Source organism: Pseudomonas weihenstephanensis (assembly GCF_016812185.1).
GTDB lineage: Bacteria > Pseudomonadota > Gammaproteobacteria > Pseudomonadales > Pseudomonadaceae > Aquipseudomonas > Aquipseudomonas weihenstephanensis.
The window spans coordinates 1,276,439-1,287,945 of the sequence record NZ_JAAEBV010000001.1 but is presented as its reverse complement, the minus strand read 5'-3'; the positions used below and the strand labels follow the sequence as shown (position 1 = coordinate 1,287,945).

Here is an 11,507-nt window from a genome sequence, read left to right as displayed (position 1 = left end):
GTTCCTGAGTGACTTCCCGGCACAAAAAAATGTGCGGCCCGCAAAGCAAAGCAAAATCGTTAATAAAAGGGGGCTGGAGTCGGTTCGCCAGCGTTTAGCTGTCGAAGGCATTCCGTAGCCAGTTCAAATGGGGTGTGGAGCTGTCGATGGCGACGACATCGAATCTGCACGGGTGATTGGCCCAGCGGGTTTCACGCTGTAAAAAGTACTCGGCAGCCAACACCAGCTTTCGGCACTTGCTGGCATCAATGCTGGCCAGTGCACCACCCCATTGCGCGTGCGTGCGGTAACGAACTTCGACGAATACTACTGTATCGCCGTCGAGCATGACCAGATCCAGCTCGCCGCGCTTGCACAGCCAATTCTGAGCCAGCAAGCGCAACCCGTGTTGCTCAAGGTGCCGGAGCGCCAGGTGCTCGGCATCCTTGCCGGATTGTTGGCGTGAGCGGTCGGGCATCAGTTGCGCGTGTCCGGGAGGTTTTGAACCTGGCCGTTGACGAACTCGGCCCACGGCAATTGACGCTCGATGCGCTGGCTTTGGCTCATGCTCAAGCTGCCGGACAGGCCGTCAATGCGGCTGTCAGGTAGCGCCTTTAGCTGCCCCAGGCTTGGCGTCAGGCGATAGGCGTCTACACCCATCGCGTAGAGACGGCCCAGGCTGCCGTTCGCTTGTGGCCATTGCGCAGACACTTGTTGGCGCAATGGGTTTGACGGGGTGAGCAGCCACGGGGTTTCGCAGAAACGGATGCCGTTCATGTCGTTGTATTGGTTTTGGTCGCCGCTGGCACTGAATACGTGGGACGTTGCGTAAACCGGCAAATCACCAGCGTATTGGTAGTTAAGGGTCGGTTTGATCTGTTGGGCTTGCTGCGGGGTCGCGGCGAGGAAGATGAACTGCATGTCCTGGCGACGCGAAGGCTCGCTTGAGTTGCCGCCTTTGCGCAATTGCACCAGATCGGCCACTTGCTGGGCCAGTGTCACCGGTTTGTCGATGTGCTCGACCCCAACGAGGGTACCGCCATTGGCTTCCCACTCCTGACGGAAGGCGTTGAGCACGCGATTGCCCCATTCACCTTGCGGAACCATTGCGCCAGCGCGGGTCAGGCCGTCAGCGCGAGCGCGGCGGGCAACTTCACGGGCTTCGTCTTCGGCAGCCAGGCCAAACTGGAACAGCTGTGCCGGGCCTTGTGCACCCTCGCTGTAGTTCAGCGCCAGTGTGGTAATGGGCAGTTGCGCGCGCGCATTGAGCTGTTTGACCAGTGGCTTCTCCAATGGGCCTACCACCAGTTGCACGCCGTCCGCCTGCGCTTTGCGATAGAAGTCGTCAAGCGAAGTCAGGCGCGAGCTGTCATAGAACAAAATTTGCGGCGGGTTTTGACCGGCCTGCTGAGCCTGGTAGTGGGCGGCCATGAAGCCGTCACGCAAGGCTTTGCTGACTGACGCCAGTTGGCCGTCCTGAGGCAGCAACAGGGCAATTTTAGTCAAGGGTTGGTTGGCCAGTGCCTTGAGCTTGATCAGGGGTGTCGGGAGCTGAACGGCGGCCGGATGGGCGGGGTTCTGCGCGCGCCACTGGTCGATCGCGTTTTGCTGATCTGCGAGCGTGCCGGCGCTTTTGACCGCCAGTGCGAGGGACATCCAGCCGCCCAGTGCGTCATTGCTTTGAGCTTTCAGTTGATCGACTGGCAACGCGGCGACCAAAGACCAGAGGGCATCATTGTTGCTGGTGGCGGCGTCGCCGGTCAGCAGGGTGTTCATGGCTGCGCGTTCACGGGCTGCCGCGAGTGTCTGGCCATCGGCTTCAAGGGCGCGTGCGTGAATGGTATGGGTGCGCACTTGCAAGTCGGCTGGCATCTCGTTGATGCGAGCAATGCTGGGGTGGCTCAAGGCAACCAGCGCTTCTTTGGTCTGATTGCGGCTCATGGCCAGCTCGGCTGACAAAGTGCTGGCAAACGCTTGTTGAGCCGGTTTGAGCTGATCCATCGGGATGAGCGCCAGAATTTGCGTCGCGCGATCAACATTGTGCTGTTTGTAGGCCAAGTCGGCAGCAGACAGTCGTAGCAGGGCTGCCTCATCTGGTTTTTGGCTCTGGGCGGCCTGCTGGAGCAACTGCTCTAGGCTGGCGTCCGGGGTTCTAGGGAGTTCGCCAAGGCTGGACGAGGGCGAGCTGGCGCAAGCCGCCAAAAGGGCAGCGAGGCAGAGGGCAGTGAACAGCCGCAGGCAAGCGATCATGTAGTGTTCCTGATACTCGATCAAATAAGGGGGGGAAGTGTACCCAAGCGCTGGCCGGGGTGCGATGTTACTGGTGATAAAGCCTAAATTTAGATGACTTCAGGCGTCTGTGACGGACAATCTTTTCCTTAATATCTCTTTTGTGTCGCGCCTCAGGGTGCTGTGAGTGAGGTTCTACGCGCTACAATGGCGCCTTTCACTCTTTTGAGGTACGTGTTTTGACTGCTCCAGGTGCTCTGAATTCCGTTGTTGGCTCGCTTTATGTGGTGGCCACGCCCATCGGTAACCTGGACGACATCAGTGCGCGTGCGCTCAAGGTGTTGCGTGATGTTGCACTCATTGCGGCCGAAGACACCCGGCATTCGCTGCGACTGATGCAGCACTTTGGTATCTCTACGCCGCTGGGTGCGTGTCACGAACATAACGAACGTGATGAAGGTAATCGTTTCATTCAGCGTTTGCTCGCGGGTGAAGACGTTGCCTTGATCTCTGATGCAGGCACTCCGCTGATTTCCGATCCGGGCTATCACTTGGTGCGTCAGGCACGAGCGGCAGGCGTGCCAGTTGTGCCGGTGCCGGGTGCGTGCGCTTTGATTGCTGCGCTGTCGGCCGCGGGACTGCCTTCTGATCGTTTTATTTTCGAAGGGTTCCTCCCCGCCAAAGCAGTTGGTCGCCGTTCGCGGCTGGAGTTGCTCAAAGAGGAGCCGCGCACACTGATCTTTTATGAAGCGCCGCACCGCATTCTTGAGTGCCTGCAAGACATGGAACTGGTGTTTGGCGCGCAGCGCCCGGCCTTGCTGGCAAGGGAGCTGACCAAGACGTTCGAAACGCTCAAGGGGTTGCCACTGGCTGAGTTGCGGGCTTTTGTCGAGGGCGACAGTAATCAGCAGCGCGGTGAATGTGTGGTGTTGGTGTCCGGTTGGACCGCACCTGAAACCGACGAAGTCGTCAGCAGCGAAGCGATGCGCATTCTGGATTTGCTGCTCAAGGAAATGCCGCTTAAGCGTGCCGCTGCCTTGGCTGCCGAGATCACCGGTGAGCGCAAAAACGTGCTGTATCAGGTGGCGCTTGAAAAGCAAAAAACCGATCAGTAATCGTCGAGCTGCTGGCCATTGGCTGCTTTTGAGCCGTTTTAGTGTCTGATGTGAGCCTTTCAGATAAGGGTTTCAAGGCGTTGTGCGGCTTTTAAAGCTTGTCCTATACGCATTGTGCCGTTAATCTTCGCGCCGGAGAGTCGATTGGACAGTCGCTGCCCTCTATGAAAATTAGGGGGGGGAGGAAAGTCCGGGCTCCATAGGGCGAAGTGCCAGGTAATGCCTGGGAGGCGTGAGCCTACGGAAAGTGCCACAGAAAATAACCGCCTAAGCGCGCAAGCGCCGGTAAGGGTGAAAAGGTGCGGTAAGAGCGCACCGCACGACTGGCAACAGTTCGTGGCTAGGTAAACCCCACTTGGAGCAAGACCAAATAGGGTTCCAAGGCGTGGCCCGCGCTGGAACCGGGTAGGTTGCTAAAGATGTCCAGTGATGGCCATCGTAGACGAATGACTGTTCACGACAGAACCCGGCTTACAGATCGACTCTCCACCTTTTTATCTTCTGCTTGCGCTGTGAGCAGTTGGCACGATGAACACGCGCTTGACCCCCTCGCTTTAATAGCCAGAAAAAAACTCAATGTAATGCCAAAAAGTTCTTACTCTTAATAAATCACTTTAAGTTTGAGCTTCAGGGCTCTGAGTTTGCTGCGCATCCCTCGTCAAAAAATCTTATCTCCTCCTGCTGTACGTCTATTTACCTAGCTAAATCTCCGTTATGTAAGGGTTTTCCTTCGGGCCGCGCCTTGACGGTGTGGTGGGCGCATTCCTATAGTGTGCGCAAGTGGCGAAAAGTGGCATAAAGTGGGTTTTCTAGACGTAAAACGCTAACATTTGGAGAAACGCAGCCGTGTTTCGTGGAGCCAACGCTATCAGTCTCGATGCCAAGGGTCGTCTCGCAATGCCGAGCCGGTACCGTGACGAGCTGATTTCGCGCAGTTCCGGGCAGCTGATTGTGACCATTGATGCGGTAGATCCCTGCTTATGTGTGTACCCGCTCGATGAGTGGGAGCTGATTGAAACCAAGCTGCGGGCGTTGCCTTCATTGCGTGAAGAGAACCGCCGTTTGCAACGTCTGTTGATTGGGAATGCTGTCGACCTTGAACTCGATGGCAGTGGTCGTTTTCTGGTGCCGCCGCGTTTGCGTGAATATGCCAAGTTGGAGAAGCGCGCAATGTTGGTGGGCCAACTGAACAAGTTTCAACTGTGGGACGAGGATGCATGGGAAGCCGTTTCGGCCGCCGACCTTGCAGCCATTCAACAACCGGGCGCGATGCCTGACGAACTGCGTGATTTAATTCTGTGACTATAGATAGCGGCTTCAACCACATCACCGTACTGCTCGACGAAGCCGTAGAGGCTCTCGCCGTACGTCCTGATGGATGCTATCTGGATGGCACCTTCGGTCGCGGCGGACATAGCCGCCTGATACTCCAGAAGCTCGGCCCGCAAGGGCAACTGCTCGGGTTTGATAAAGATCCACAAGCGATTGCCACCGGGCAAGCGCTAGCGGCCGAAGACGGCCGCTTTGTCATTGTGCAACGCAGCTTTGCCGAAATGGGTTCAGAGGTTGCAGCGCGCGGCTTGGCCGGCAAGGTCAGCGGTGTGTTGCTCGATCTGGGCGTGTCCTCGCCGCAACTCGATGACCCTGAGCGCGGTTTCAGTTTCATGAACGATGGCCCGCTGGACATGCGCATGAATCCGGACAGCGGCATCAGCGCTGCCGAATTTGTGAACAGCGCTTCCCAGGAAGAAATCGCCCGCGTGTTCAAAGAGTACGGCGAAGAGCGTTTTTCTGGCCGTATGGCGCGTGCGGTTGTCGAGCGGCGTGACATTCAGCCGTTCGAACGTACGGCTGACCTGGCAGAAGTGTTGAAAGTCGCTAACCCAGCTTGGGAGAAGGGCAAGCACCCGGCAACCCGCACCTTCCAGGGCCTGCGCATTCACGTTAACAATGAATTGGGCGATCTTGAGGCGGGCCTTGAGGCTGCGCTGGAGTCGCTGGAAATCGGCGGCCGGCTGGTGGTAATCAGCTTTCACTCCCTTGAAGACCGTATCGTCAAATTGTTCATGCGCAAGCTGGTCAAAGGCGAGCCGGACAACTTGCCGCGTGGCTTGCCGGTTCAGCACGTTGCCTTTGTTCCAAAAATTAAAATTCACGGCAAGGCGCAGACAGCCTGCGAAGCAGAAATCAAAGCCAATCCGCGCTCGCGCAGCGCTGTCATGCGCGTTGCGGAGAAGCTTCGTTGAACAAGCTCTTCGCCAAACCACTTCCCGGCGGAAGCTTTTTCATGCTGCTGTTGTTTATTGGCGTGCTGGTATCGGCTGTGGGCGTTTCTTACAGTGCCCACTGGAACCGTCAACTGCTCAACACCCTGTACGGGGAGTTGAGTGTGCGTGACAAGGCGCAGGCCGAATGGGGCCGCTTGATCCTTGAGCAAAGCACCTGGACCGCCCACAGCCGCATCGAAACGCTGGCCAGTGAACAGCTGAAAATGCGCATCCCCGGCGCCGCAGAAGTGCGGATGGTGGCGCCATGATCAAACTCGAAGGCGCGCTTTACCCGTGGCGTTTTCGTGTAGTGCTGGCCTTGCTGGCACTGCTGGTAGGCGCTATTGCCTGCCAAATCATTTACCTGCAAGTGATCGACCATGACTTCCTCAAGGGGCAGGGCGATGCGCGTAGCGTGCGGCACATTCCGATTCCGGCGCACCGCGGCCTGATCACCGACCGTAATGGCGAGCCTTTGGCGGTCAGTACCCCGGTGACCACGTTGTGGGCCAATGCCAAGGAAATGCAGGTAGCCAAAGACCGCTGGCCAGCCTTGGCGCAGGCGCTTGGGCAAGACCCCAAAGTGCTGACGGCGCGTCTTGAACAGCAAGCCAACAAAGAATTTATCTATCTGGTGCGTGGCCTCACGCCTGAGCAAGGGCAGGTCGTGCTCGATCTAAAAGTGCCTGGCGTGTATGGCATTGAGGAATTCCGCCGCTTCTACCCGGCTGGTGAAGTGACCGCGCACATGGTTGGCTTTACCGATATTGACGACAAGGGTCGCGAAGGTGTCGAGCTGGCTTACGACGAGTGGCTGGCAGGGGTTGCGGGCAAGCGACAGGTCATCAAGGACCGACGCGGGCGTCTGATCAAAGACGTGCAAGTGACTAAAAACGCCAAGGCAGGGAAGACCTTGGCGTTGTCGATTGACCTGCGCCTGCAATACCTGGCCAACCGCGAACTGCGCAACGCGCTGGTTGAAAATGGCGCCAAGGCGGGCAGCCTGGTGATCATGGATGTGAAGACCGGCGAGATCCTGGCCATGGTCAACCAGCCCACCTATAACCCGAACAACCGTCGTAACCTGCAACCGGCAATGATGCGTAACCGCGCCATGATCGACGTGTTCGAGCCGGGTTCGACGGTCAAACCGATCTCGATGAGTGCCGCACTGGAAACCGGTCGCTGGAAGCCCACTGACAAGGTTGAGGTGTATCCGGGCACGTTGCAGTTGGGCAAATACACCATTCGCGACGTGTCGCGTACCGAAGGCCCGATCCTCGACCTGACCGGTATTTTGATCAACTCCAGTAACGTGGGCATGAGCAAGGTGGCCTTCGATATTGGCGGCGAAGCGATTTTCCGTCAGATGGCGAAAATGGGCTTGGGTCAGGACACGGGCCTGGGTTTTCCCGGCGAGCGTGTTGGCAACCTGCCTAACTACCGCGAGTGGCGCAAAGCTGAAACCGCGACCCTGTCTTACGGCTACGGCGTGTCGGTGACCGCGATCCAGTTGGTGCACGCGTTCTCGGCCTTGGCCAACAACGGCAAGCTGGCCCCGCTGACGCTGCTCAAGGCCGACAAACCGGCCCAGGCGGCGCAGGTAATGCCTGAGCAAGTGGCCAAAACCGTGCAAGGCATGCTTCAGGAAGTGATCGAAAACCCGCGGGGTGTGTGGCGAGCCAAAGTGCCGGCGTACCACGTTGGTGGCAAATCGGGTACGGCGCGTAAAACGTCCTCCGGTGGCGTCAAAGGTTACGCGGTGAACTCTTATCGTTCCCTGTTTGCTGGTTTCGGCCCGATGAGCGATCCGCGTTACGCGATCGTGGTGGTGATCGACGAGCCGAGCAAAGCGGGCTACTTCGGTGGCCTGGTTTCGGCACCGGTGTTCAGTAAAGTCATGTCCGGCACCCTGCGCCTGATGAACGTTACGCCCGATAACCTGCCCACAGCGGCGGAGCAACAAGCCGCAGCGGCCGCTGCGGCAGCCAAAGGAGGGCGCGGCTAATGTCCCTGAGCCTGAACAAAATTTTCCCCCACGCCGGTCACGACTTGCTGATCCGCGAGCTGACCCTCGATAGTCGCAATGTGCGCGCAGGCGATCTGTTTCTCGCCGTGCCAGGTGGCAAACTCGATGGGCGTGAGCACATCAGTGACGCGTTGGCCCGTGGTGCCGCCGCCGTTGCCTATGAAGTGGAAGGCGCCTCGGTGTTGCCTATCACCTCAGTGCCGCTGATTCCGGTCAAAGGGCTGGCGGCGCAATTGTCCGATATCGCCGGGCGGTTTTATGGCGAGCCGAGCCGTCAGCTCAATCTGGTGGGCGTCACCGGCACCAATGGTAAAACCAGTGTGACTCAGCTGGTGGCGCAAGCGCTTGACCTGCTGGGGCAACACTGCGGCATCGTCGGCACATTGGGCACCGGTTTTCATGGTGCGCTGCAAAGCGGTCGTCACACCACTCCTGACCCGATTGCGGTGCAAGCCATGTTGGCTGACTTGAAAAAAGCCGGCGCCAAAGCGGTTGCAATGGAGGTTTCCTCTCACGGTCTGGATCAGGGGCGGGTCAGCGCGTTGGCGTTTGATGTGGCAGTACTGACCAACTTGTCGCGCGATCATCTGGACTACCACGGCACGATGCAAGTCTACGCGGCGGCCAAGGCCAAACTGTTCGCCTGGCCAGGTTTGCGTTGCCGTGTACTGAATCTGGACGATGACTTTGGCCGTCAGTTGGCCGCTGAAAAGCACGATTCGCGCTTGATCAGTTACAGCCTTGAAGACAGCCGCGCGTCCCTGTATTGCCGCGACGCGATATTCGATGACAACGGCGTGCGTGCCACCGTGGTAACAGCTCAAGGCGAGCACTTACTGCGCAGCACCTTGCTGGGGCGTTTCAATCTGAGCAACGTGTTGGCTGCGATTGGCGCGCTGCTGGGGCTTGAGTACGCGCTGGATGAAATTCTCAAAGTGCTGCCAAAACTGGAAGGTCCGGTAGGTCGCATGCAGCGCTTGGGCGGCGGCTCTAAACCGTTGGTGGTGGTTGATTACGCCCACACCCCCGATGCGCTGGAAAAAGTATTGTTGGCGCTGCGTCCGCACGCCAAAGGCAAGTTGTTGTGCCTGTTCGGCTGCGGCGGCGACCGTGATCGCGGCAAGCGTGCGTTGATGGCCGAAGTGGTTGAACGTTTGGCCGATGGCGTCCTGGTAACGGACGACAACCCGCGCACTGAAGCGCCGTCTAACATTTTTGACGACATTCGGGCCGGTTTTACTGTGCCTGACCGCATCCAGTTCGTACCGGGCCGTGGCGCCGCCATCGCCCGGATGATTGCCAGCGCCAGCGCCGACGACGTGATCGTTCTGGCCGGCAAAGGTCACGAGGACTATCAGGAAATCAATGGCCAGCGCCATGATTTCTCTGATCTGGTCGAAGCCGAAAAAGCCCTGGTTATTTGGGAGGCTGCCCATGCTTAAGCCACTGTGGTTGAGTGAGGTCTGCGCCGAGCTGGATGGCCGTCTGGTTGAAGCTGACGCGCGTTTCAATGGTGCCAGCATCGACAGCCGTGCCATCACCAAGGGCCAATTGTTTATTGCCCTGACTGGCCCGCGCTTCGATGGGCATGACTACCTCAATGAAGTGGCGGCCAAAGGTGCCGTTGCCGCGCTGGTTGAGCGCGAAGTCCCCGAATCGACGCTGCCGCAACTGATCGTCAAGGACACTCGCGTTGCGTTGGGCCAATTGGGCGCGCTCAATCGCGCTGACTACGACAAACCGGTTGCCGCGATCACCGGCTCCAGCGGCAAAACCACGGTCAAGGAAATGCTTGCGTGCATCCTGCGTACCCGTGGTCCGGTACTGGCCACTAAAGGCAATTTGAACAACGACCTGGGTGTGCCGCTGACCCTGCTGGAGCTGGCGCCTGAACACACGGCCGCGGTGATCGAGCTGGGTGCTTCGCGTCTGGGCGAAATCGCCTACACCGTCGCCATGACCCGTCCTCACGTGGCGGTGTTGAACAATGCGGGCACGGCCCATGTCGGTGAGTTTGGTGGTCCCGACAAAATCGTCGAAGCCAAGGGCGAAATCATCGAAGGGCTGGACGCTGATGGCGTCGCCGTACTCAATCTGGATGACAAGGCTTTTGCTATCTGGCAGGCGCGCGCTGCCGGGCGCAAGGTGCTCAGCTTTGCCCTGACAAATTCTGATGCACATTTTTACGCCAGCCAATTGTCCCGCGATGCACGCGGCTGCCCCGCTTTTACGCTGCACAGCCCACTGGGTGCTGAGCGGGTTCAGCTCAATTTGCTGGGCACCCATAACGTCGCCAATGCCCTGGCCGCTGCTGCTGCTGCTCATGCGCTGGGTGTCTCGCTGTTTGGCATTACCTCAGGGCTTGAAGCCGTACAGCCGGTCAAAGGCCGCGCAGTCGCTCAACTGACCGCTGGGGGGCTACGAATTATTGATGACACTTACAATGCAAACCCCACCTCAATGTGCGCTGCCGTTGATATACTCGCCGGCTTTTCCGGTCGCACCGTCCTGGTGCTCGGAGACATTGGCGAGTTGGGTGAGTGGGCGGAGCAAGGACATCGTGAAGTAGGCGCCTATGCCGCCGACAAGGTTTCAGCGCTCTATGCGGTGGGGCCGATGATGGCGCATGCCGTCGCTGCATTTGGACACCCGGCTCGTCACTTCGCCAATCAGGCTGACCTGATCAAGGCGCTTCGCGCTGAACACGAAACAAACACCACTATTTTGATCAAGGGCTCGCGCAGCGCAGCGATGGAAAACATCGTTGCGGCGTTGTGCGGTTCCAGCGGGGAGAAACATTAATGCTGCTGCTGCTAGCGGAGTATCTGCAACAGTTCTACAAAGGCTTCGCGGTCTTCCAGTACCTGTCCTTGCGCGGGATTCTGGGCGTACTGACCGCGCTGTCGTTGTCGCTGTGCCTTGGGCCGTGGATGATCCGCACCCTGCAAAACCGTCAAATCGGCCAATCGGTGCGTAACGACGGCCCGCAATCGCACTTGTCCAAATCCGGTACGCCGACCATGGGCGGGGCACTGATTCTGTCCGCCATCACCATCAGCACCTTGCTTTGGGCCGACCTGAGCAACCGTTACGTGTGGGTGGTGATGCTGGTGACTCTATTGTTCGGAGCCATCGGCTGGGTCGATGACTACCGCAAAGTGATCGAGAAAAACTCCCGTGGCCTTCCGAGCCGCTGGAAGTATTTCTGGCAGTCGGTGTTTGGCCTGGGTGCAGCGATCTTCCTGTACATGACCGCACCGAGCGCCGTCGAAACCACGCTGATCCTGCCGATCCTTAAAGACGCCAGTATCCCGCTGGGAATTGGCTTCGTGGTGCTGACCTACTTTGTAATCGTGGGTTCGAGCAACGCGGTCAACCTGACTGACGGCCTCGACGGCCTGGCAATCATGCCGACGGTGATGGTGGGCGGCGCGCTGGGCATCTTCTGCTACCTGTCGGGTAACGTGAAATTTGCCGACTACCTGCTGATTCCTTACGTGCCGGGCGCAGGTGAACTGATTGTGTTCTGCGGCGCCCTGATCGGCGCAGGCCTCGGGTTTCTGTGGTTCAACACCTACCCGGCCCAAGTGTTCATGGGTGACGTCGGCGCTCTGGCACTCGGCGCTGCATTGGGCACCATCGCCGTGATCGTACGCCAGGAAATCGTGCTGTTCATCATGGGTGGTGTGTTCGTGATGGAAACCCTGTCGGTGGTGATCCAAGTAGCGTCTTTCAAGTTGACCGGCAAGCGGGTGTTCCGCATGGCGCCGATTCATCACCACTTTGAACTCAAAGGCTGGCCCGAGCCGCGCGTGATCGTCCGCTTCTGGATTATCACCGTGATCCTCGTGTTGATCGGTCTTGCCACGCTGAAGCTGAGGTAGAACC

10 protein-coding genes and 1 other RNA gene are annotated in these 11,507 nt (G+C 58.6%); 9 read left to right on the top strand and 2 right to left on the bottom strand.

The window, feature by feature from the left end; genetic code table 11:
- Positions 1 to 94: 94 nt before the first annotated feature.
- Together GYN01_RS05810 and GYN01_RS05805 are read right to left on the bottom strand one after the other, a co-directional pair.
- Positions 95 to 457: a YraN family protein gene (locus GYN01_RS05810; protein ID WP_048362553.1), complete on the bottom strand. Its 363-nt coding sequence runs from the start codon at positions 455 to 457 to the stop codon at positions 95 to 97.
- The gene (locus GYN01_RS05805; protein ID WP_203306715.1) at positions 457 to 2,229 is read right to left on the bottom strand and encodes a penicillin-binding protein activator; all 1,773 of its coding nucleotides are present in this window, start codon (positions 2,227 to 2,229) and stop codon (positions 457 to 459) included. Before GYN01_RS05805 ends, GYN01_RS05810 begins: the two co-directional genes overlap by 1 nt.
- 236 nt (positions 2,230 to 2,465) lie before the next feature.
- Here GYN01_RS05805 and rsmI point away from each other — a divergent pair, with 236 nt between their 5' ends.
- From rsmI to mraY, 9 genes are all read left to right on the top strand, one after another.
- Entirely contained in the window at positions 2,466 to 3,323 is an 858-nt protein-coding gene (gene rsmI, locus GYN01_RS05800; protein ID WP_048363015.1) for a 16S rRNA (cytidine(1402)-2'-O)-methyltransferase, read from the top strand.
- Positions 3,324 to 3,459: 136 nt separating this feature from the next.
- An RNA gene (rnpB, locus tag GYN01_RS05795) (RNase P RNA component class A) lies at positions 3,460 to 3,813 on the top strand.
- Between the two features lie 356 nt (positions 3,814 to 4,169).
- Positions 4,170 to 4,625 (top strand): division/cell wall cluster transcriptional repressor MraZ, encoded by a 456-nt coding sequence (mraZ, locus tag GYN01_RS05790; protein WP_047273774.1) that lies wholly within the window; start codon positions 4,170 to 4,172, stop codon positions 4,623 to 4,625.
- Positions 4,622 to 5,569, top strand: a complete 948-nt coding sequence (rsmH, locus tag GYN01_RS05785; RefSeq protein ID WP_048362555.1) for a 16S rRNA (cytosine(1402)-N(4))-methyltransferase RsmH — start codon at positions 4,622 to 4,624, stop codon at positions 5,567 to 5,569. Before mraZ ends, rsmH begins: the two co-directional genes overlap by 4 nt.
- Positions 5,566 to 5,859 carry a cell division protein FtsL gene (ftsL, locus tag GYN01_RS05780; protein WP_019823808.1) on the top strand — a complete coding sequence of 98 codons (294 nt, stop codon included), beginning with the start codon at positions 5,566 to 5,568 and terminating at the stop codon, positions 5,857 to 5,859. Before rsmH ends, ftsL begins: the two co-directional genes overlap by 4 nt.
- Positions 5,856 to 7,598: a peptidoglycan D,D-transpeptidase FtsI family protein gene (locus GYN01_RS05775; protein WP_238936080.1), complete on the top strand. Its 1,743-nt coding sequence runs from the start codon at positions 5,856 to 5,858 to the stop codon at positions 7,596 to 7,598. Before ftsL ends, GYN01_RS05775 begins: the two co-directional genes overlap by 4 nt.
- A complete protein-coding gene (locus GYN01_RS05770) occupies positions 7,598 to 9,061 on the top strand; it encodes a UDP-N-acetylmuramoyl-L-alanyl-D-glutamate--2,6-diaminopimelate ligase (RefSeq protein ID WP_203306714.1) in 1,464 nt (487 codons plus the stop codon). Before GYN01_RS05775 ends, GYN01_RS05770 begins: the two co-directional genes overlap by 1 nt.
- On the top strand, positions 9,054 to 10,421 hold the full coding sequence (locus GYN01_RS05765) for a UDP-N-acetylmuramoyl-tripeptide--D-alanyl-D-alanine ligase (protein WP_048362558.1): 1,368 nt from the start codon (positions 9,054 to 9,056) through the stop codon (positions 10,419 to 10,421). Before GYN01_RS05770 ends, GYN01_RS05765 begins: the two co-directional genes overlap by 8 nt.
- Positions 10,421 to 11,503 carry a phospho-N-acetylmuramoyl-pentapeptide-transferase gene (gene mraY, locus GYN01_RS05760; protein ID WP_047273782.1) on the top strand — a complete coding sequence of 361 codons (1,083 nt, stop codon included), beginning with the start codon at positions 10,421 to 10,423 and terminating at the stop codon, positions 11,501 to 11,503. The genes GYN01_RS05765 and mraY overlap by 1 nt, the downstream gene beginning before the upstream one ends.
- The last annotated feature ends 4 nt before the right edge of the window (positions 11,504 to 11,507 follow it).

Excerpts from the sequence above, each read along its gene's own strand:
- GYN01_RS05810 (WP_048362553.1), bottom strand. The coding sequence starts at position 457 with ATGCCCGACCGCTCACGCCAACAATCCGGCAAGGATGCCGAGCACCTG.
- GYN01_RS05805 (WP_203306715.1), bottom strand. The coding sequence starts at position 2,229 with ATGATCGCTTGCCTGCGGCTGTTCACTGCCCTCTGCCTCGCTGCCCTT.
- GYN01_RS05775 (WP_238936080.1), top strand. The coding sequence starts at position 5,856 with ATGATCAAACTCGAAGGCGCGCTTTACCCGTGGCGTTTTCGTGTAGTG.
- GYN01_RS05770 (WP_203306714.1), top strand. The coding sequence starts at position 7,598 with ATGTCCCTGAGCCTGAACAAAATTTTCCCCCACGCCGGTCACGACTTG.
- GYN01_RS05765 (WP_048362558.1), top strand. The coding sequence starts at position 9,054 with ATGCTTAAGCCACTGTGGTTGAGTGAGGTCTGCGCCGAGCTGGATGGC.
- mraY (WP_047273782.1), top strand. The coding sequence starts at position 10,421 with ATGCTGCTGCTGCTAGCGGAGTATCTGCAACAGTTCTACAAAGGCTTC.